20 protein-coding genes are annotated in these 21358 nt (G+C 55.6%); 12 read left to right on the top strand and 8 right to left on the bottom strand.

Translation table 11 applies throughout. The features are described 5' to 3' along the window. Window positions 1–12: 12 nt before the first annotated feature. Together arcC and arcA are read right to left on the bottom strand one after the other, a co-directional pair. The gene (gene arcC, locus DK872_RS18000; protein WP_161518679.1) at window positions 13–924 is read right to left on the bottom strand and encodes a carbamate kinase; all 912 of its coding nucleotides are present in this window, start codon (window positions 922–924) and stop codon (window positions 13–15) included. Between the two features lie 10 nt (window positions 925–934). Beyond that, window positions 935–2155 carry an arginine deiminase gene (arcA, locus tag DK872_RS17995; RefSeq protein WP_007372837.1) on the bottom strand — a complete coding sequence of 407 codons (1221 nt, stop codon included), beginning with the start codon at window positions 2153–2155 and terminating at the stop codon, window positions 935–937. 677 nt (window positions 2156–2832) lie between these two features. Between arcA and DK872_RS17990 the strand changes: the two genes are divergently transcribed. After that, window positions 2833–3285, top strand: coding sequence for a YhcH/YjgK/YiaL family protein (locus DK872_RS17990; protein ID WP_007372839.1), 453 nt, complete (start codon window positions 2833–2835; stop codon window positions 3283–3285). Between the two features lie 36 nt (window positions 3286–3321). Here the strand turns inward: DK872_RS17990 and argF are convergent, their stop codons facing one another. Then, a complete protein-coding gene (gene argF / locus DK872_RS17985) occupies window positions 3322–4326 on the bottom strand; it encodes an ornithine carbamoyltransferase (RefSeq protein WP_007372840.1) in 1005 nt (334 codons plus the stop codon). A gap of 162 nt (window positions 4327–4488) precedes the next feature. Here argF and rraB point away from each other — a divergent pair, with 162 nt between their 5' ends. Genes rraB through DK872_RS17970 form a run of 3 tightly spaced genes read left to right on the top strand, consistent with a single transcriptional unit; the run spans window position 4489 to window position 6574 of the window. Beyond that, window positions 4489–4923: a ribonuclease E inhibitor RraB gene (gene rraB / locus DK872_RS17980; RefSeq protein ID WP_007372841.1), complete on the top strand. Its 435-nt coding sequence runs from the start codon at window positions 4489–4491 to the stop codon at window positions 4921–4923. A 45-nt stretch (window positions 4924–4968) separates the two neighbouring features. Then, complete coding sequence (gene miaE / locus DK872_RS17975) at window positions 4969–5727, top strand: tRNA isopentenyl-2-thiomethyl-A-37 hydroxylase MiaE (protein ID WP_079517036.1); 759 nt, start codon at window positions 4969–4971, stop codon at window positions 5725–5727. 22 nt (window positions 5728–5749) lie between these two features. Next, window positions 5750–6574, top strand: a complete 825-nt coding sequence (locus DK872_RS17970) for a hypothetical protein (protein WP_072440907.1) — start codon at window positions 5750–5752, stop codon at window positions 6572–6574. Between the two features lie 39 nt (window positions 6575–6613). Here the strand turns inward: DK872_RS17970 and DK872_RS17965 are convergent, their stop codons facing one another. Beyond that, entirely contained in the window at window positions 6614–7117 is a 504-nt protein-coding gene (locus DK872_RS17965) for a GNAT family N-acetyltransferase (RefSeq protein ID WP_007372844.1), read from the bottom strand. Between the two features lie 194 nt (window positions 7118–7311). Between DK872_RS17965 and DK872_RS17960 the strand changes: the two genes are divergently transcribed. Continuing rightward, window positions 7312–8514, top strand: coding sequence for a YjgN family protein (locus tag DK872_RS17960; RefSeq protein WP_161518678.1), 1203 nt, complete (start codon window positions 7312–7314; stop codon window positions 8512–8514). Window positions 8515–8649: 135 nt separating this feature from the next. Here the strand turns inward: DK872_RS17960 and DK872_RS17955 are convergent, their stop codons facing one another. From DK872_RS17955 to pepA, 3 genes are all read right to left on the bottom strand, one after another. Continuing rightward, window positions 8650–11505: a valine--tRNA ligase gene (locus DK872_RS17955; protein ID WP_161518677.1), complete on the bottom strand. Its 2856-nt coding sequence runs from the start codon at window positions 11503–11505 to the stop codon at window positions 8650–8652. Then, window positions 11505–11948 carry a DNA polymerase III subunit chi gene (gene holC, locus DK872_RS17950; RefSeq protein WP_035887060.1) on the bottom strand — a complete coding sequence of 148 codons (444 nt, stop codon included), beginning with the start codon at window positions 11946–11948 and terminating at the stop codon, window positions 11505–11507. The genes DK872_RS17955 and holC overlap by 1 nt, the downstream gene beginning before the upstream one ends. A 285-nt stretch (window positions 11949–12233) precedes the next feature. After that, complete coding sequence (gene pepA / locus DK872_RS17945; RefSeq protein WP_007372848.1) at window positions 12234–13745, bottom strand: leucyl aminopeptidase; 1512 nt, start codon at window positions 13743–13745, stop codon at window positions 12234–12236. Window positions 13746–13898: 153 nt separating this feature from the next. Here pepA and DK872_RS27595 point away from each other — a divergent pair, with 153 nt between their 5' ends. The 4 genes from DK872_RS27595 to DK872_RS17930 all read left to right on the top strand — a co-directional run bounded on the left by DK872_RS27595 (window position 13899) and on the right by DK872_RS17930 (window position 18028). Continuing rightward, window positions 13899–13949: a hypothetical protein gene (locus DK872_RS27595; RefSeq protein ID WP_216637209.1), complete on the top strand. Its 51-nt coding sequence runs from the start codon at window positions 13899–13901 to the stop codon at window positions 13947–13949. A 63-nt stretch (window positions 13950–14012) separates the two neighbouring features. Then, window positions 14013–15113: an LPS export ABC transporter permease LptF gene (lptF, locus tag DK872_RS17940; RefSeq protein WP_035887062.1), complete on the top strand. Its 1101-nt coding sequence runs from the start codon at window positions 14013–14015 to the stop codon at window positions 15111–15113. Continuing rightward, window positions 15113–16195, top strand: a complete 1083-nt coding sequence (lptG, locus tag DK872_RS17935) for an LPS export ABC transporter permease LptG (RefSeq protein WP_007372850.1) — start codon at window positions 15113–15115, stop codon at window positions 16193–16195. Before lptF ends, lptG begins: the two co-directional genes overlap by 1 nt. A 198-nt stretch (window positions 16196–16393) precedes the next feature. After that, window positions 16394–18028 (top strand): dihydroxyacetone kinase subunit DhaK, encoded by a 1635-nt coding sequence (locus tag DK872_RS17930; protein ID WP_007372851.1) that lies wholly within the window; start codon window positions 16394–16396, stop codon window positions 18026–18028. A gap of 204 nt (window positions 18029–18232) precedes the next feature. On the opposite strand, the gene DK872_RS17925 is transcribed toward DK872_RS17930, so the two are convergent. Beyond that, a complete protein-coding gene (locus tag DK872_RS17925; protein WP_007372852.1) occupies window positions 18233–19270 on the bottom strand; it encodes an NAD(P)-dependent alcohol dehydrogenase in 1038 nt (345 codons plus the stop codon). Between the two features lie 235 nt (window positions 19271–19505). On the opposite strand from DK872_RS17925, the gene DK872_RS17920 reads away from it, so the two are divergent. The 3 genes from DK872_RS17920 to DK872_RS17910 are packed head-to-tail and all read left to right on the top strand — an operon-like array spanning window position 19506 to window position 21354. Further along, complete coding sequence (locus DK872_RS17920; RefSeq protein ID WP_007372853.1) at window positions 19506–20153, top strand: DUF2589 domain-containing protein; 648 nt, start codon at window positions 19506–19508, stop codon at window positions 20151–20153. A 54-nt stretch (window positions 20154–20207) separates the two neighbouring features. Then, window positions 20208–20906 (top strand): DUF2589 domain-containing protein, encoded by a 699-nt coding sequence (locus DK872_RS17915; protein ID WP_007372854.1) that lies wholly within the window; start codon window positions 20208–20210, stop codon window positions 20904–20906. Next, the gene (locus DK872_RS17910) at window positions 20899–21354 is read left to right on the top strand and encodes a lysozyme (RefSeq protein WP_071920111.1); all 456 of its coding nucleotides are present in this window, start codon (window positions 20899–20901) and stop codon (window positions 21352–21354) included. Before DK872_RS17915 ends, DK872_RS17910 begins: the two co-directional genes overlap by 8 nt. The last annotated feature ends 4 nt before the right edge of the window (window positions 21355–21358 follow it).

Raw genomic sequence — 21358 nt, 5'->3', positions numbered from 1 at the left:
TCCTTTTTTAAATCAGTGACGAATTAATGTGCCTTTATCCCCGGCGAGAATGGCCGGGCCATCCACCAGCGCGCCAATGCCCGCGATGCCGTTGCAGGCCTCGACAAACTGGCGGCAGGCGGCGACTTTCGGCCCCATCGAGCCTGCGTCGAACTGCATCTCTTGCAACATTTCCGGGGTTACCTGCGCCAGTGGGCGCTGCGTGGGTTTGCCCCAGTCGAGATACACTGCGTCGGCATCGGTGAGGATCAGCAGAGCGTCCGCTTCGATTTGCCGTGCCAGCAGCGCCGCCGACAGGTCTTTGTCGATCACCGCTTCAATGCCGTGGTAGCCGTTGGCGTTTTCCACCACTGGTACGCCACCTCCGCCATTGCAAATGACCAGATGATCGCGGTTTATCAGCGCACTGATGGCGTCGCTCTCGACAATGCGTTTGGGCTGCGGGGAGGGAACCACGCGGCGGAAGTAGTGGCCATCTGCCTTAAAGACCCAGCCTTTTTCCTGCTGCAGCGCGTGGGCTTGCGCTTCGCTGTAAACCGGGCCGATGTATTTGGTGGGGTTGCTGAATGCCGGGTCGGCCGGGTCCACTTCCACCTGGGTGAGCAGTACGCTTACCTCGCGCTGCGGCAGGATGTTTTTCAGCGACTGTTGCAGCATGTAGCCGATCATCCCCTGGCTTTCGGCGCCAAGAATGTCGAGCGGGTAGGGCGTGACTTTGTCGTAAGCGCTGTTTTGCAGCGCCAACAGACCAACCTGCGGCCCGTTGCCGTGTACCAGCACCACGCGCCACTGCGCGGTCAGCCCGGCGATGGTGCGCGCGGCAAGATCAATGTTCTGACGCTGGAGGTTCGCTTCCAGCGGTTCACCGCGTTTCAGCAGTGCGTTGCCGCCGAGCGCGACAACCAGCGTAGGTTTTCTTTCCATGATGGCTCCTTTAAATCCCGTCGCGTTCCAGTGGGCAGCTCATGCAGCGTGCACCGCCGCGCCCGCGCCCCAGCTCATCGCCAGGAATGGGCAGCACGGTGATCCCGGCTTTGTCATACTTTTCGTTAGTCCAGATATTGCGTTCGTAACCCACCACCACGCCGGGGCGCAGCGTGAGGACGTTGTTGGCGTCATTCCACTGTTCGCGTTCGGCTTCGAAGGCATCGCCGCCGGTGGTGATGAGCCGTATCTGGTCAATGCCGAGCGCTTTCTCAATGGCGTGCAGCAGATCGTTCTCCTGCGTACGTTGCAGGCCGCCGCGTCCGTCCGGGGTGAGTGTCCAGCAATGCGCATCTTTGCGCACCACTTCCGGGTAAACGGAGAAGGTGTCGATATCGATATGCGTCATCACGGTGTCGAGATGCATACAGGAGCGGTGTTTGGGGAGTTCGACGACGATAACGCGTTCAGCCTGGCGGTGTTTGAACAGGCTATTGGCAAGAAACTCAACGCCCTGGGGCGTGGTACGTTCTGACAAGCCAATTAATACCGCGCCGCGACCGATCACTAATACGTCGCCGCCTTCTAAAGTGGCATGGTCATAATTAATATTTTCGTCGCCAAAGTATTTAATAAATTCACCGTCAGCGAAGGCCGGATGCCAGCGATAAATTGCGCGCAGATTATTTGTTTCGCGCTGACGAGCTGGTTTGGCCATTGGGTTAATCGATACGCCGTTATAAATCCAGCAGGATGTATCGCGGGTAAATAAATGGTTGGGCAACGGCTTCATAATAAAATCATTCGCCGTGTGGATATCCACCACCATATTTTTAATAAATGCCGGGATTTCTCCGTAGGTTAATCCGCCGCTGAGCCGCCGCGCCAGCTCGCGATGCGGCATATCTGCCAGCCAGCTGCGTACGTCTGCGGCGAAGGCGGGGCCAAGGCGATAGTCGGAGATCTGCATGTCCAGCAACCAGGCTTTCGCCTCAGCAATATCAAGCGTTTGTGTCAGAAGGTCGGTTAACAGCAGGACTTCCACACCCTGCTCGCGCAGCGTGTTTGCGAAGGCGTCGTGCTCTTCGCCGGCGCGCTCGACCGATAACACATCATCAAATAATAATTCCTGGCAATTCGATGGGGTTAAACGTTTCAGACTTAAATTGGGGCGATGCAGCATAACGCTTCGCAATTGACCTATTTCAGAACCGACGTAGTGCTTTTCCATAATTATTCCTTTAACTGTTTTTTAAGAATAAAAAGGGGGCGCGCGATGAAATCTTTTTAATTTCTTCGCGGGTTAATGGTTGTTAATTTCACGGCTCATAGTAGAAGTCGTATGAATTAATAATGTGATTGTGCTCACGTCGGATGGGATATTAAAGGGCTGTTGTTCGAATGCATGATTCGCGTCAGAGAATAGATAATTAGCCTTATTATAAAGATGAATGGCTACGCATTAATGGCTGATATTATTCACGGTTGTTATAATTTTGTAGACATGTATGGATTTCATTGATGTGTAACGCCTTGATTTTTATGCGCTAATAGTAATGATTAGAATAAATATGCAAAATAGTGAATAAACCAGTTTCACAAGCGGGTGAAAAGGGAAATAACCAGTGAATTAGCACGCAAATAAGCGAAGCGTCAAAGTGTGATTCAGGGAAGGTTTTTTAAATAATATATTAAATATCAGTAGTTAACAGATGGTTCGCTGTTCCCGCTGACCAGGTTTATGCATTATCACTGCATAAACTCCGCCTGAGGATTAACAGGCATATAACATATTTTCCGATAAACATGCGTTGTCACAAATCTCCCGTAAAAAGTGGTGGTATGGCAGTGTGAATTTTCGTATAAACATTTAAAAATGAAACGATGTTTTATATCGAGGGTTAAATCATGATCGTTGGTAATATTCACCATCTGCAATCCTGGCTGCCGCAGGAATTGCGCCAGGCTATTGAACACGTTAAACAGCATGTCACCGATGCGACGGCGATCGGCAAACACGACATCGACGGTAACCGCCTGTTTTATCTCATCTCTGAGGATTCGACTCAGCCATTCGCCGAGCGCCGCGCGGAGTATCACGCGCGCTATCTGGATATTCAGATCGTCCTGAAAGGCCAGGAAGGGATGACCTTCAGCACCTTGCCTGCGGGCGCACCGGATACTGACTGGCTGGCTGATAAAGACATTGCGTTTTTGCCGGAAGGCGGCGAGGAAAAAACCGTGGTGCTAAGCGAAGGGGATTTTGTCGTCTTCTGGCCAGGCGAAGTACATAAACCGCTGTGTGCGATCAATGCACCTGCGAAAGTGCGCAAAGCGGTGGTGAAGCTGCTGGTTGCCTGATAATGCTCCCTCACCCCTGCGGGTGAGGGGCAAAACTTACTGGCTGAGCGTTGCCACCATCACGGCTTTGATGGTGTGCATCCGGTTTTCCGCCTGGTCGAATACCACGCTTGCTGGTGATTCAAACACTTCATCGGTGACTTCCATACCGCCGTGCAGGCCAAATTCTTCCGCCATTTTCTTGCCGAGCGTGGTTTGATCGTCATGGAAGGCCGGCAGACAGTGCAGGAATTTCACCTGCGGGTTGCCGGTCAGCGACAGCATCATGCTGTTCACCTGGTAAGGACGCAGTAGCGCGATGCGTTCAGCCCATTTCTCTTTGGCTTCACCCATCGATACCCAGACATCGGTATAGATGAAATCTGCGCCCTTCACGCCAGCGGCGACATCTTCTGTCAGCAGAATATTGCCACCGTTTTTCACTGCCAGCGCGGTGCACTCCGCCACCAGGCTGGCATCCGGCCAGCAGGCCTTCGGCGCAACAAGACGCAGATCCAGGCCGACCAGCGCCGCCGCTTCCAGCATGGAGTTGCCCATGTTGTTGCGCGCATCGCCGGCGTAGACCAGCGTCATCTGGTTGAACGGTTTGCCCGGCAGGTGCTCGCGCATGGTCAGCAGATCCGCCAGCAGTTGCGTCGGGTGGAACTCATTGGTTAAACCGTTCCACACCGGCACGCCTGCATATTGCGCCAGCGTTTCGACAATCTCCTGGCCGTAGCCGCGATATTGAATGCCGTCGTACATACGACCCAGTACGCGCGCGGTATCTTTAATCGATTCTTTATGGCCGATCTGGCTGCCGCTTGGCCCAAGATAAGTAACGCGGGCACCCTGATCGTATGCGGCAACTTCGAAAGAGCATCGGGTGCGGGTAGAGTCTTTTTCGAAGATGAGCGCGATGTTTTTGCCGGTAAGTTTCTGCACTTCCTGGCCTTTTTTCTTATCAGCTTTTAATTGCGAGGCGAGTTGCAGCAGGGCATTGATTTCCGCAGGTGTAAAATCGAGCAGTTTCAAAAAATGTTTCTGGTAAAACGCAGACATGTTTTCCTCACATGGCTAAGGCCACTTGTTGAATTAAAATTCAATTTATATGTATGAATATGCATTTGCAACCCCGGCGGATAAATCTTTTCGGCGAGGAGTGGAGGCAACGGCGGCGGTGTGTGACAATAAGTGTATCTGCCACATTATGAGGAACGAGCCATGGCGAACCCGGAACACCTGGAAGAGCAGCGCGAAGAGACGCGTTTGATTATTGAAGAATTGCTGGAAGACGGCAGCGATCCTGAAGCGCTGTACACCATTGAGCATCATCTGTCGGCAGATGATTTTGAGACGCTGGAAAAAGCTGCCGTTGAAGCGTTCAAGCTGGGTTATGAAGTGACTGAGCCGGAAGAGCTGGAGCTGGACGAAGGTGAAGTGGTGATTTGCTGCGACGTTCTGAGCGAATGCGCGCTGAACGCCGAGCTTATCGACACGCAAGTTGAACAGCTGATCAACCTCGCGGAGAAAATCGGCGTTGAGTACGACGGTTGGGGGACTTACTACGAAGATCCTGACGGTGAAGAAGGCGAAGACGGCGAAGAAGGTGACGACGACGATTACGTCGATGAAGAAGACAACGGCGTGCGCCATTGAGTGACCGTTGCGGCAGCGCCTGCTGCCGCAAAGCAAGGAACCGCCATGGATTACCCGCAAATACTCGCCCCGGTTTTAGATTTTCTCCACTGCCCGACACCCAACGCCTGGATAGAAAAAGCCCGCGACCCGGCCATGCTGCCGCTGCTGCTGACCGACCACATGATCTGCGAACTGAAAGCGGCGCAAACCGCCATGCTGCTGGTACGCAAATATGTGGCGGATAAAGCCGGTTCGGATGCGCTACTGGAGTGGCTGAAACCCTACGAAGCCTTCGCTTTCCGCGAAGGGCCGGAACCGGATTTTGTCGCCCTGCATAAACAGATCGGCAAAAGCGTCATGCCGCAGACCGACGATGCCTGGGGACGCCAGCTTATCGACAGCATGGTGCTGCTGATTAAAGAGGAGCTGCACCATTTCTGGCAGGTGCGGGAAGCGATGAACGCCCGTAATATTCCCTACGTCAAAATCACCGCCAGCCGTTATGCCAAAGGCATGCTGAAAGAGGTTCGCACTCATGAGCCGCTCACTTTGGTCGATAAGCTCATTTGCGGCGCTTACATTGAAGCCCGATCCTGCGAACGTTTTGCCGCGCTGGCGCCGTGGCTGGAGGCGGATTTGCAGAACTTTTATCTGTCGCTGCTGCGTTCAGAGGCGCGTCACTATCAGGATTATCTGGCGCTGGCACAACAGATTTCTACTGTCGATATCAGCCCGCGCGTGCGCCATTTTGGCGAAGTGGAAGCGGCGCTGATCTCAACACCGGATACGGAGTTCCGTTTTCACAGCGGCGTGCCGGTGTAATCCAACGTTAAGGGAACAAAGGATGAACTGGACGCACGTATTGATGGCGGCGTATGCCGGTGCGGCGATAACCATTGTCACCGGGCTGATGCGAAAAAAAGGGTGGCTAAGTAAGGGCAGCGCCGCAGTACTGGTGGCGGTATTTATCGCCCTGTGGAATTTTATCGACATCCGCTATTTGCAGGCGCAAAAAAATGCGCAAACCGCCGAGGCGCGGTTTGATGCGATGGTGCAGCAAGTTCCCACCTGGCAATTAATGGCCGAACACGAACCGAAGCTGTTTAGCGAGCTGCGTAACCAGGTGGTGGTGCTGATGAAAGCCGGTGCCAATGAGCAAAAAATTATCGACACCATCCAGCCCCGGTTTAGCGCTTTGCAAATGCAGCGTATGCCGCTGGCGTCAGATCAACTGGTGGTCGCGGAAACGCGTGTGTTGATCGATCAAACGGTAGAAATGCAAAAAATCAGCGATGATGCCTGCTTTCGTTTCCATTATCCGGAGGTAAAAGGCGGCGTTAACCCTGTGGCGCTTAACTCGCGCGAGACGCTGAAACGCCGTCTGGACACCGATTACGCCATGCTACAGGCGACCTACGGGCCGGATAAGCACACCATTACGCCACAAGAAGAGAAGCAGGCGCAGGCGGATCTCGAACCGATTGTGCGTCAGCTCTACAGCAAATACGGGGAGGATGTGCAATTGCTCAACCATCCGGATAAGGCGTCTGGCAAGGAGAAAGTGGTTTGCGACATGATGCTGGAGATTTTGAACGGGGTGCAGGCGCTGCCGCAGGAGCGGGCAGCTGGTCTGTATCGTTCATTAATGCTTGAGGCGAGCCGCTCGTAATCAGCATTCGGAGCGGGTGCGCTACCCGCTCGTTTACCGTTACAGCGTTTTCAGCATGCGCACTTCGCAGTCAACATGACCGGTGCAGCCCAGCGGCCCGTCGATATGCTCGAACCCCAGATGTTCATACAGGCCTATGGCGTCGGTTAAAAACGCGGTCGTTTCCAGGTAACAGCGAGTAAAGCCCTGCGTACGGGCGTGATCCATCGCCATCAGCGCCAGCTTTTTCGCCAGCCCCTGACCACGTGCGGCGGGAAGGAAATACATCTTTTGCAGTTCGCAAATATCCGGCTCGCTACATTTTAGCGGCGCAACGCCGCCTCCGCCCACGACCTCGCCATTCAGTTCGACGACCCAATAGGCGTAACCCGGCTTACTGTAAAGCTGGTAAAGCTCATCCAGTTCAGGGTCGGCAACGGTGTAGCCTTTATCGGCGGTGAGGCCATATTCCGCCGATACCTGGCGGATCACAGATGCGATTGCGGCATTGTCTGTTGCAGCAATTCGGCGCATTTTTACCTCTACCGGAGCGGTCACATTCATCTCTGCTCTCTGTTAGGTTACTTTTTCACGTGATCACGCTTAATACCACTCTCACAGCAATCTGGCAAGACCAGGAATATTGGTCGCTATTTTTTTATCCGTAAGCTATTTAAACTTGAGGCTGGAAATAACTATTCCGTAACATTTTTACGTCTTATTAGGCTGTGCTTTTCTTTTTTGCGATAAGGATTGTTATGACTTTCGATACTCAGGGTTCCGCGACAGCGCCGGTACGCCATTTCCTTTTTCAGGGAAGTGGTAAAGGCTATTTCCTGATCTGGCTGATTAATATTCTGCTAACCATGATAACGCTGGGGTTATATTTGCCATGGGCGTTAGTCCGTTCCCGCCGTTATTTCTACGTCAATACTGAACTGGATGGCGCACGTTTTTCTTACCACGCGACCGGGCGTTCGGTATTTGTCGGCTGGCTGTGCATGCTGGTGCTGTATGCAGTTTTCATCATTAACATGGTGCATGGCAATATTGTCCTGCAATTGTGCATGATGGCGTTATTCCTGATCTTTTTCCCATGGCTGATTACTCAGGGTTTGCGTTATCAATTTCTGATGACGGAGATTAACGGCGTCCGCTTTAGTTTTTACGCCAGCCCGCTGCGGGCGTGGTGGGTGATGATGGGCTGCCCGTTGCTGATCGTGGCTGCTGCCATTATTGTGTTTTCTTTCTTTACCACCTCGGCGCTGAGCAGCGGTTCGTATACCGCTATTTTCACCATGATTGGCGTTGGTACCCTGGTATTATTGCTGGGTGTGGCGATAATGCAGGGCGTATATACTGCTCAGTGGTTTAGTATGCTGGTGAATAATCTGCAATACGGTAAGCTGAAATTTTCCGGCGAATTCTCGGTGAAAAAGTGCATCACCATTATTGTGCTGTCGATGCTGCTGTTTGTGCCGTTTATTGCCATCGCGCTTTATATCACCATTCCGGCCTTCTTTATGCTCTCGCAATATGCTTACGCGGTTGGCGACAATCCGGAGCAACTGGCGATGCTGATGGGGCCGTTTTATGGCAAATTGATCTTCAGCTACCTGGTTTATATCGGCGGTGCGATCATTTGTTATATTTTCGCTTTCGTGAAGCTGCGTAATTACCTTTACAGCCAGTTGGCGCTGGAAGGGGATATTCATTTCTCTTCTACGGTCACGCTGGGACGCGTGTTCTGGATCTCCGTCACTAATTTGCTGGTGTGTTCGGTAACGCTATTCCTGGCGTGGCCATGGGCGAAGGTGCGTTTTACCCGCTATCTGCTGGAAAACACGCATCTGCACGGTGATCTGTCGTCATTGCCGCTGGAGAATCACGATCAACAACCGGCGAAGGATCCGGCCAACCTGCTGGCGCGCGGTCTGTCGTTCTACCCGGCGCTGTTCTGAGTTTATTGTGCCGGTTTTATCCGGGCTGCGTTGTGTTGGCTGAAACGTTGGTTGTCCGGTAAGCCGCCGGGCAACCCACCGGAGGGATAAAAAAAGCCGGGCATCGCAGCCCGGCTTTTTCATGCCTGAAGAGGATTACAGCGCGGCGATGACTGCCTGCTGTTCAATCAGCTTCGCTTTCGCCTGAGCGTAACCGTCCAGTTTTTCACGCTCTTTCGCAATTACCGCTTCCGGTGCGCGCGCGACAAAACCTTCGTTGCCCAGCTTGCTTTCGATACGGCCAATTTCCTGTTCGACCTTCGCCACTTCTTTTGCCAGACGCGCCAGCTCGGCTTCTTTGTCGATCAGACCTGCCATCGGGATCAGCAGCTCTGCGCCATCGATAATTTTAGTGACCGATACCGGCCCTTTATCATCGGCTGGCAGCACGGTGATGCTTTCCAGACGCGCCAGCGTTTGCAGGAAGTTGCGGTTATCGTTCACGCGACGCATCGCCTCTTCGCTGCAACCGCGCAGCAGCAGATCCAGCGGTTTACCCGGCGCGATGTTCATCTCGGCGCGAATATTACGCACGGCGATAATCGCCTGTTTCAGCCACTCGGTATCCGCCAGCGCTTTTTCGTCAACCTGCGACGCATCGTACTGCGGGAACGGCTGCAGCATGATGGTGTCAGCGGTAATGCCTTTCAGCACTTTCACGCGCTGCCAGATGGTTTCAGTGATAAATGGAATGATCGGATGCGCGAGGCGCAGCAAACCTTCCAGCACTGTCACCAGCGTATTGCGGGTGCCGCGCAGTTCGGTTTCCGAACCACCGTTCATGACCGGTTTGGCCAGCTCCAGATACCAGTCGCAGAACTGGTTCCAGGTGAACTCGTACAGAATCCCAGCGGCGATATCGAAGCGGAAGTTGTCCAGCGCTTCGCGGTACGCTTTGATGGTCTGGTTGAATTCAGCGAGGATCCAGCGGTCAGCCAGCGACAGCACCCTTTCACCGCCATTGAAACCGCAATCCTGATCTTCGGTGTTCATCAGCACAAAGCGGCTGGCGTTCCACAGCTTGTTACAGAAGTTACGGTAACCTTCCAGTCGCTTCATATCCCAGTTGATATCGCGACCGGTTGAAGCCAGCGCCGCCAGCGTGAAGCGCAGGGCGTCAGTGCCGTGCGGCTCAATGCCATCCGGGAACTGTTTCTCGGTGCGCTTGCGGATTTTCTCCGCCAGCTGCGGCTGCATCATGTTGCCGGTACGTTTTTCCAGCAAATCCGCGAGCGAAATACCGTCAACCATATCCAGCGGGTCAATCACGTTGCCTTTGGATTTGGACATCTTCTGCCCTTCATCATCGCGGATCAGACCGGTCATGTAGACGGTCTTGAACGGCACCTGAGGCTTGCCATTTTCATCTTTGATGAAGTGCATGGTCATCATGATCATGCGGGCGATCCAGAAGAAGATGATGTCGAAACCGGAGACCATCACGCTGGTCGGATGGAACTGACGCAGCGCATCGGTGTTTTCCGGCCAGCCGAGCGTGGAGAAGGTCCACAGCGCGGAGGAGAACCAGGTGTCCAGCACGTCATCGTCCTGACGCAGCGCGATATCAGCAGCCAGGTTATTTTCCTGACGCACTTCTTCTTCGCTGCGGCCAACGTAGACGTTGCCGTCGTTGTCATACCACGCCGGAATGCGGTGACCCCACCACAGCTGACGGGAGATACACCAGTCCTGAATATCGCGCATCCAGGAGAAATACATGTTTTCGTACTGCTTCGGCACGAACTGGATGTCACCGTTTTCCACCGCTTCAACCGCCGGTTTCGCCAGCACATCGGCACGCACGTACCACTGGTCGGTCAGCATCGGTTCGATAACCACGCCGCCGCGATCGCCGTACGGAACGGTCAGGTCGTGCGGTTTAATCTCTTCCAGCAGGCCAAGCGCGTCCACGGCAGCGACCATTGCTTTACGCGCGGCAAAACGCTCCAGCTTCTGGAATTCTGCCGGGATATCCGCCGGGTAAACGTCGGATTCGTTGCCGTTGGTATCATAAACCTGTGCGCTTTCACGGATATCGCCGTCAAAGGTCAGGATGTTGATCATCGGCAGCTTGTGGCGACGGCCCACTTCGTAGTCGTTAAAGTCGTGCGCCGGGGTGATTTTCACGCAGCCGGTGCCTTTTTCCATGTCGGCGTGTTCATCGCCAACAATCGGAATACGGCGGTTAACCAGCGGCAGCACCACGAACATGCCAATCAGATCTTTGTAACGCGGATCTTCCGGGTTGACGGCCACACCGGTATCGCCCAGCAGGGTTTCCGGACGGGTGGTGGCAACCACCAGATAATCTTTACCATCAGCGGTTTTTGCGCCATCGGCCAGCGGATAGCGGATATGCCACATTGAGCCTTTCGACTCGCGGTTTTCCACTTCAAGGTCGGAAATCGCCGTGCGCAGTTTCGGATCCCAGTTCACCAGGCGTTTGCCACGGTAAATCAGATCTTCTTTATACAGGCGGACAAACACCTCTTTGACCGCGTTGGAGAGGCCTTCATCCATGGTGAAGCGCTCGCGCTCCCAGTCCACGGAGTTGCCAAGACGACGCATCTGGTTGGTGATGGTGCCGCCGGATTCGGCTTTCCACTGCCAGATTTTGTCGATAAACGCGTCGCGACCGTAATCGTGGCGGGTTTTCCCTTCTTCAGCGGCAATTTTACGTTCAACCACCATCTGGGTTGCGATACCAGCATGGTCAGTACCCACCTGCCACAGGGTGTTTTTCCCCTGCATGCGCTGGTAGCGGATCATGGTGTCCATGATGGTCTGCTGGAAGGCGTGGCCCATATGCAAACTGCCGGTGACGTTCGGCGGCGGGATCATGATGCAGAAGCTTTCCTGGCTTTCATCACCGTTCGGTTTGAAATAGCCCTGCTTTTCCCACTGCTCGTACAGCGGCTGTTCGATATCTTTGGGGTTGTATGTCTTTTCCATTATTTCCAGGTTGCCGTGTTCAGGTTGAAACCGGCCACGCGGTAGGCTTTATAGCGTTCGCGAGCCAGTTGTTTCAGAGAGTCTTCGTAAGGGACGAAGTCTACCACTTCTGTGAAAGCGGTGGCAAAATCTGCAAATTCCGCGCGCAGGCTGATAAGAATATCGCGCGGGCTGCTGTTGCGCTTTTGCGGCCAGGCCAGTTCGACCGGCGCGCCGCCTCGCGGACCTTCGCCAGCCAGATTGTGCGGCACAAAACTCTCTGCCGGGCGCGCCCATAATGCTTCATCCAGCCGAATCGCCTGCTGCTCATCGGCACAGGCAATCAGCACGCGCTTGCCGTTACGCCAACGTTCTGCGGCAATTTCACACACCAGTTGCTCGACGGCGCTTAAGCCGTCAACGGCGTTATCGTTGTCCAGAAGGTAAAAGGTCGCATTTTTCATATCTATACCCGTCGTCTTTCACGCTGCCTCTTTGTTGGCTGCGAATACTCGGCCCATCCCTGGGCCTCGCCCTCAAGGGGCCGCTGCAGGCAGCGTTCAAATCTGCTCCCGGCAGATTTGTTGCGCACCCCAGTCACATAGTTTTCTATGCTCCTGGGGATTTGCTCAGTTGCCGCCGCGATGCAACGCGAAATCCATAGGGTATAGAGTTCACATTGCGCGAGGTTCCAGGCCGGACAGGGCATAGCCGCCATCCGGCAATCATAGCCATCCGGCATTGACGACTTACTCTTCGCCGTTAAACCCGGCGCGGTTCAGCAGGAACTGCGACAGCATCGCCACCGGACGACCGGTTGCGCCTTTGGCTTTGCCGGAGCGCCATGCGGTACCGGCGATATCCAGGTGGGCCCAGTTGTATTTACGGGCAAAGCGCGACAGGAAGCAACCCGCGGTGATAGCACCGCCAGGACGGCCGCCGATGTTCGCCATATCCGCAAAATTGGATTCCAGCTGATCCTGGTACTCATCGCCCAGCGGTAAACGCCATGCGCGGTCGCCAGCCTGCTCGGACGCGCCAATCAGTTCGTGCGCCAGCGGGTTGTGGTTCGACAGCAGACCGGTGATGTGATGGCCAAGGGCAATCACGCATGCGCCGGTCAGCGTCGCGACATCGATCACCGCTTCCGGCTCGAAGCGCTCAACGTAGGTCAGCACATCGCACAGCACCAGACGGCCTTCGGCGTCGGTATTCAGCACTTCGACCGTCTGGCCGGACATGGTGGTCAGCACGTCGCCCGGACGATACGCGCGCCCGCCTGGCATGTTTTCACAGCCTGCCAGCACGCCAATCACGTTCAGCGGCAGTTGCAGTTCGGCCACCATGCGCATCACGCCGTACACCGCCGCCGCGCCGCACATGTCGTACTTCATCTCGTCCATGCCTTCGGCAGGTTTGATGGAGATACCGCCGGAGTCGAAGGTCAGGCCTTTACCGACCAGCACAATCGGGCGAGCGTCTTCCGACGGGTTACCTTTGTACTCAATCACCGACATCAGCGACTCGTTCTGCGAGCCCTGGCCGACAGCCAGGTACGAGTGCATGCCCAGTTCGCGCATCTGCTGTTCGCCAATCACGCGGGTCAGGACGTTTTTGCTGTAGGTGTCCGCCAACTGGCGCGCCTGCGAAGCGAGGTACGCGGCATTACAGATATTCGGCGGCATATTGCCGAGATCTTTGGCTGCTTTAATCCCCGCAGAGATAGCCAGACCGTGCTGGATAGCGCGTTCGCCGCTAGTTAACTCGCGACGAGTCGGCACGTTGAAGACCATTTTACGCAGCGGACGACGCGGTTCGATTTTGTTGGTTTTCAGTTGATCGAAGCTGTACAGGGTCTCTTTCGCTGTCTCAACGGCCTGGCGCACTTTCCAGTAGGTGTTGCGCCCTTTGACATGCAGTTCGGTCAGGAAGCAGACGGCTTCCATCGAGCCCGTATCATTCAGGGTGTTTATGGTTTTCTGAATGACCTGCTTGTACTGGCGCTCATCCAGTTCACGCTCTTTACCGCAGCCAATCAGCAAAATACGCTCGGAGAGGACATTCGGTACGTGGTGAAGCAGCAGGGTTTGTCCTGGCTTACCTTCCAGTTCTCCGCGACGGAGCAGCGCGCTGATGTAGCCATCGCTGATCTTATCGAGTTGCTCGGCGATCGGGGAGAGTCGGCGCGGTTCAAAGACACCCACAACGATGCAGGCACTACGCTGTTTCTCCGGGCTACCGCTTTTTACACTGAACTCCATGCACTACGCTCCTGAATCTTAAAGACAACGGCGGCGGCTACGGATAGAATTGCAAGCTTACGTAACGCATGTCCGCTGTTGCGATGACTTCGTGTTAATCTTAATGGTACTTCGGTTTCGGCACGTCAGAATTGGCTCTTACGCACCCATCCGCTGAGTATATTAATCTTAGCGATGATTTCGACGACTCAAGAGAATAAATGACGTTTAAGCCATGAAACAAGCGATTTTCCAGGAAAAAGACTGGTTTTTACGGGCGTATTTAAAGTGATAATCATAAGATATCTGGTGCGGGAGACGCTAAAAAGCCAGCTTGCGATCCTATTCATCCTGCTTCTGATTTTCTTTTGTCAGAAACTGGTGAGGATTTTAGGCGCAGCCGCTGATGGCGAAATCCCAACAAACCTCGTGCTCTCGCTGCTGGGGCTGGGCGTGCCGGAGATGGCGCAGCTTATCCTGCCGTTGAGTCTGTTCCTTGGCCTGCTAATGACGCTGGGCAAACTCTATACCGAAAGTGAAATCACGGTGATGCACGCCTGCGGTCTCAGCCGTGCGGTGCTGATCAAAGCCGCCATGGTGCTGGCGCTGTTTACCGGCATTATCGCTGCGGTTAACGTAATGTGGGCTGGTCCATGGTCATCCCGTCATCAGGATCAGGTACTGGCGGATGCCAAAGCGAACCCTGGTATGGCGGCGCTGGCGCAGGGGCAGTTCCAGCAGGCGACAGACGGCAACTCGGTGCTGTTTATTGAAGGTGTCGAAGGCAACCGCTTTCACAACGTATTTCTTGCGCAGATCCGCCCCAAAGGCAACGCACGCCCGTCAGTGGTGGTGGCGGATTCCGGCCAGCTTTCCCAGCATAAAGATGGTTCCCAGGTGGTGACGCTCAACACCGGCACACGCTTTGAGGGTACCGCCATGTTGCGCGACTTCCGCATCACTGATTTCCAGAACTACCAGGCAATTATTGGCCACCAGACCGTTGCGCTCGATCCAAGCGATACCGAACAGATGGACATGCGTACGTTGTTCAATACGGACAACCCGCGCGCCAGCGCGGAGCTGCACTGGCGCTTAACGCTGATCTTTACCGTGGTGATGATGGCGTTGATGGTCGTGCCGCTGAGCGTGGTTAACCCACGTCAGGGACGCGTGTTATCGATGCTGCCCGCGATGCTGCTGTATCTCGTGTTCTTTCTGTTGCAGACCACGCTTCGCTCAAACGGCGCGAAGGGTAAGCTGGATCCGATGATCTGGATGTGGACGGTTAACCTGGTCTACCTGGCGCTGGCTGTGGTGCTGAACCTGTGGGATACGGTGCCGATGCGCCGGGTTCGCGCCCGTTTTACGCGTAGAGGAGCGGTATAATGCAGGCTTTTGGCGTACTTGACCGCTATATCGGGAAAACCATCTTTTCCACCATCATGATGACGCTGTTCATGCTGGTGTCGCTCTCCGGCATTATCAAATTTGTCGATCAGTTGAAAAAAGCCGGGCAGGGGAGTTACGACGCGCTGGGTGCCGGGATGTACACCATTCTCAGCGTGCCGAAAGATATCCAGATCTTCTTCCCGATGGCCGCGCTGCTTGGCGCGCTGCTCGGTCTGGGCATGCTGGCGCAGCGCAGCGAGCTGGTGGTAATGCAAGCTTCCGGCTACACCCGCATGCAGGTGGCGCTGTCGGTGATGAAAACCGCTATTCCGCTGGTCCTGCTGACCATGGCGATTGGCGAATGGGTTGCGCCGCAGGGCGAGCAGATGGCGCGTAACCAGCGTGCGCAGTCGATGTATGGCGGCTCGCTGCTCTCCACGCAGGCCGGGCTGTGGGCGAAAGACGGCAACAACTTTATCTACATCGAACGTGTGAAAGGTGATGATGAGCTTGGAGGGGTCAGTATTTATGCCTTCAACGATCAGCGTCGTTTGCAATCGGTGCGCTACGCCGCGTCGGCCAAATTCGATGCGGAGAACAAAATCTGGCGGCTGTCGCAGGTGGATGAATCGAACCTGACCGATCCGAAACAAGTGACCGGCTCGCAGACCGTCAGCGGGACCTGGAAAACCAACCTCACGCCGGACAAACTCGGCGTAGTGGCGCTGGATCCGGATGCGCTCTCCATCAGCGGTCTGCACAACTATGTGAAGTACCTGAAGTCGAGCGGCCAGGATTCCGGCCGTTATCAGCTCAATATGTGGAGCAAAATCTTCCAGCCGCTGTCGGTGGCGGTCATGATGCTGATGGCACTGTCGTTTATCTTTGGCCCGCTGCGTAGCGTGGCGATGGGTGTGCGCGTGGTGACCGGCATCAGCTTCGGCTTTGTTTTCTACGTGCTGGATCAGATTTTCGGCCCGCTGACGCTGGTGTATGGCATTCCACCAGTGGTCGGCGCGCTGCTGCCGAGCGGCTTGTTCTTCCTGATTAGCTTGTGGCTGATGATGCGCAAAAGCTAATACATCAATGATGTTCTGTATTACATAAGAGAGGCTGCGGCCTCTCTTTTTTTCGCCAAAGGAGCAGATATGTTGCAGTGGCTTACCCGCATCCGGGGCGTACCACGCCATAATGGCTTTCAGTAAATTCTGTTCTTTGCCACGTCCATTGTGCTTCGGGCTATGATTGAGTAACGATTCACAACATTTAGGGAAATTATGTCCAGGTTCTTTTTCAATGACCGCAAACAACTGGTCAATGACGCCATTGAAGGCTTAGTGATATCCGCCCCGCACGGCAACCTTGTCCGACTCGATATTGATCCCGCCATTCGCATTGTGGCCCGTGCTGACTGGGATAAAAGCCGCGTAGCGGTGATTTCCGGTGGGGGTTCCGGCCATGAACCGGCACATGCTGGCTTTGTCGGCAAAGGCATGCTGACCGCCGCCGTCTGCGGTGATGTGTTTGCTTCGCCCAGCGTCGATGCGGTGCTGAACGCCATCGTGGCGGTGACCGGCGATCGCGGTTGCCTGTTGATTGTTAAAAACTACACCGGCGACCGGCTTAACTTCGGCCTTGCGGCGGAAAAAGCCAAGCGCTACGGCCTGAAAGTCGAGATGGTGATCGTCGCCGACGACATCGCGCTGCCGGATAACAAACAGCCGCGCGGCATCGCCGGAACGGCGCTGGTGCATAAGATTGCCGGCCATGCCGCCGATCAGGGGAAATCGCTGAGTGAAGTGCGCGACATCGCGCAAAAGGCCTGCGATAACGTCTACAGCCTTGGGCTGGCGATGGAGACCTGCAACCTGCCGGGCAGCGAAGAGGAAGGGCGTATTCAGCGCGGCAAGGTCGAGCTGGGGCTGGGGATTCACGGCGAGCCGGGCGCTTCAATTGTCGACACACAGAACAGCAAGTCGCTTATCGACACGCTGGTGAAACCGCTGAAAGCAGCGGTGGGCGACGATCGTGTCGCCGTGCTGATCAACAACCTTGGCGGCGTGTCGGCGCTTGAAATGGCGCTGCTGACCAAAGAGCTGGCGCATTCGGCGTTGAAAGATCAAATTGCGTATTTGATTGGCCCTGCGCCGCTGGTCAGTTCGCTGGATATGAAAGGTTTTTCCCTGTCGTTGCTGCGCCTGAATGACGCGTTCGAGCAGGCGATTTGCGCGAATGTGCAAACCGTTGGCTGGCAAAAACCGGTGGCGTTCGCGCCGATGAAAACCCAGCAGCACAGTGCGGTGTATGACGGGCTGGAGATTGAACCTTCAGACAATCCACAGGTAAAAGCGCTGGTCGGTACGGCGGTGCAGACGTTGATTGGCCTGGAAAATCGCCTGAACGCGCTGGATGCGAAAGTGGGCGATGGCGATACCGGTTCGACCTTCGCCGAAGGCGCGCGTGAGATTGCCCGGCTGCTGGAAGAAGAGGCGCTGCCGCTGAATAACACCGCGCAGTTGCTGCAACTGATCGGCGAACGGCTGGCGACGGTAATGGGCGGCTCCAGCGGCGTGCTGATGTCGATCTTCTTCACTGCGGCAGGCCAGGCGATACATAACGGTACAGCGTTGCCAGAGGCGTTACTGCTGGGGCTAAAACAGATGAAGCACTACGGCGGGGCGGATCTGGGCGATCGTACGCTGATCGATGCGCTGCAACCGGCGCTGGAAGCGTTGCGCGATAACGGGCTAAATGCCGCAGTCTCTGCGGCGAAAAGCGGGGCAGCCAGTACGGCAACGATGCAAAAAGCAGGGGCCGGGCGCTCGTCGTACGTTAACCGTGAAAACCTTGATGGCGTGAGCGATCCCGGCGCGGTGGCGATTGCCGAAGTGTTTGCTGCTATCGCGAAATAAAGCACACTTGCCCGGTGGCTTACCGGGCTTACACACCACATGTCAGAGCGACCCGCCATCCGGCATTTATTTCACCGTTGTGGAGTGGTTTCGTTGATCGGCATTCTGTGGTTTCTGAAATCTCGCCAGCGTGAACGTAAAAAGGGGGACCACAGCGTCCCCCTTATCACTCCCCTGCGCGATCCCTTTGCGGATCGGGCAAAGCTACGCTTCCACTCCGTTCTGGAAATCTGCTTTCAACACCACGCGGTAGCGGGCTTTCCCGTCGCGCACGTGCTGCAAGGCTTCATTGATTCGCGACATCGGGAACATCTCGGTGGTTGGCGCGACTTTAGCGCGTCCGGCAAACTTCATCAGCTTGCGCAGCTCAAATGGCGTGCCGGTTGCCGAACCCGAAACGCTGCGGTCACCGGCGATCAGGGTAAATGCCGGGACTTCCAGCGGCTTCAGCACGGCACCCACCGTGTGGAAATGGCCGCCGTGGGTCAGCGCTTCAAAATAAGGCTGCCAGTTAAGATCGACGTTAACGGTGTTGATGATCAGATCGTACTGACCGGCCAGCGCTTTTAATGCTTCCGGATCGCGGCTGTTCACGACATAGTCGGCACCCATAATCCGCACTTCCGCTTCTTTCGCCGGATTTGAACTGAACGCCGTCACTTCACAACCCATTGCATGCAGCAGCTTGATGGCGATATGCCCGAGGCCGCCAATCCCAATCACGCCAACGCGGCTGGTGGCGGTGATGTTGTGCATCAGCAGCGGTTTAAACACGGTAATGCCCCCGCACAGCAGCGGCCCGGCGGTTTCGATATCGATGCTATCCGGCAGCGGGATCACCCACTGCCAGTCGGCGCGGAGCTTATCGGCAAAACCACCGCGATTCAGAATGGTCGGCACCGCGCCTTCCAGGCAGTTGATATGGTTGCCGTCGATACAGGCATCGCAGTGCCCGCAGCTGCGCGCCGTCCAGCCGATTCCCACTCGCTGGCCCACTTTTAACCCTTTGTTTTGTGCAGCGCTACCCAGTTCCACCACGCGGCCAATCACTTCATGCCCGGCAACCAGCGGGTACTGGGAGAAGCCCCATTCGTTGTCGATCATCGACAAGTCTGAATGGCAGATACCGCAATAATCCACCTGCACTTCCACATCTTCTGCCGCCAGCGGGCCGGCATCGTATTCCTGCAATTCAAGCGCGGCGCCGGCCTGCGGTGCAGCGTAACTTTTGATGATGCTCATTACGGATTCCTTAGGTTTTGAGGGGGACGCATGAAGTGTAGGGCATCTGGCGCTTCTCCGGCAGAATGTCGCGCGTCAGACCGCCCGTTTCGCCAAAGCCATGCCTTCTGCCCTGGGCCATTTCCCCTGTTTTAACCCGTCATCCAGCCAATATTTTCAGACTTTCCCGGCCTGTAGTGTGGGTCCTGCGAATTCGCAACACGATGTTTCTGTACAACTCACAGGAGTACGCATTATGGATTCACAATTCATTGGATCGGTCATTAATGCACTACCGCTGGAACATATGATCGGCGGCCCGTTGCAGGCAATGATCAAAGCACAGGTACAGGCGAGTAAGGCCTATGCCGACTTCCTGCTCTCTGTCTGTATTAAGGATGGTAAAGCGGAGTCGGTGCAGTTCGATTACGACGAAACCGTGGTTGACGACAAAGGCGTGATTCAGGGCGTGGTGAAAAAAACCATGCGCATCCCGCTGCTGGCGGCCATCTCTCACCCGAACATCAGCATCGAAGAAGGGACCATTGACTTCGAACTGGAAGTCTCGCAGAGCGAAGCCAGCAGCAGCCAGACAGAAGCGGAAGCCTCGCTGGAAGCATCCGTCGGCTGGGGACCGTTCAGCGTCAAAATCAGCGGACGTGTTTCGCACAAAGATCAGCAAACCCGCTCCACCGATACCCGCGCGAAATACAGCATCCACACCCAGGTCAAACGTCAGCCGCCGCCGGAAGCGCTGATGCGCGTGATTGATTTCCTGACGGATGCCGCAACACGCCCGGCTGTTCTGCCGTCTGAGGCGCAAAAGCTGGAATCGAAACAGCTTGATGCCTACCCCGAAACGCCTGCTGGCGCTGAAAAAGCTCCGGCTGACGCAACGCGTTAATTCTGATGTTCACGCTGAGGCTGCGTTGCAGCCTCATTTTTCACGGAGCGCACTATGTCAATGAAAGACTGGCTTCGCGGCAACCGGAATACGCAAGAGAAGGCGAGCGAGCAGCCTACGGCTCCGCCGGACGAGCGCGCCGGAATGTCGCCCGACGATCCACCGACAGAAGAGACCGGCGGGTTGCCGCCTGCGGATCCGCCCTCTTCGGATCTACCGCCCGATCCGCCGCCGCCGGAAAGCCCGCCACCCGGCGGTCCGGTTGGGGCATCTCTCTCGCTGGCGGATATCACGCGCGGGATGCAGCACGCCGCTTCGGCGGCAAACCAGCTTATCGCGCATCAATACATGCAGGCGCTGGACCCCTTTTTTGAGCACAGCGATGACGGCAGGCTGGTGCCAAAAGTCGTCGAAATGGCGCTGGATGATCAACATCACTTTGCCTTGCCGCTGGTGGCGCTCTCCACGCCGCGCGGGCTGATGCTGGAAAAAATGAAGGTCTTTTTGACGGTGCGAACCGATGCCGTTGAGCAGCAGAGCGCGGTTTCCGGTACGCCCGATGACACGGTTGGCCGTTTCCTTGTCAGCATGTCGCCGCCGAGCCGCGAAGGCAGCGGTCGCGACAGCGGGCATGTGGACATTGAGATGCAGTTCACCGTGCTGGAACCACCGGAAAGCGTGATGCGGCTGATTGAAGAGTACACCCGACAAGTTCTTCCCCAATCTAACGTGAGGAGTGATGACAATGGCTAATCAACCAGCAAACACCGGCGCGGCCGGGTTGACATTAATTAAGTCTTTTGAAGGGCTAAGCCTGGAGAAGTACCGCGATGCGGTCGGTAAATGGACCATCGGCTACGGCCATTTGATTCTGCCCAATGAGAATTTCCCGCAGGCGTTAAGCAAGGTGGAAGCGGAAGATTTGTTGCGGGCGGATCTGGGGATGACCGAGCGCGGGGTTCATCGTCTCGTGACGGTCGATCTCAACCAGAACCAGTTCGATGCGCTGGTGGCGTTCGCCTTTAACGTCGGGCTGGGCAATTTGCAGAACTCGACGCTGCTGCGCCTGCTCAACCAGGGGCAATACCAGGAGGCGGCGGACCAGCTTCCGCGCTGGAATAAAGCTGGCGGCAAAATTCTCGCCGGCTTGACCCGTCGCCGCGACGCGGAACGTGCGCTGTTTATGGCACCCGTAAACTGAACTG

This window comes from Kosakonia sp. MH5 (assembly GCF_009935945.1).
Taxonomy (GTDB): Bacteria; Pseudomonadota; Gammaproteobacteria; order Enterobacterales; family Enterobacteriaceae; genus Kosakonia; species Kosakonia radicincitans.
The sequence above is the reverse complement of the archived record's forward strand: the minus strand, read 5'-3'. Positions and strand labels throughout refer to the sequence as shown.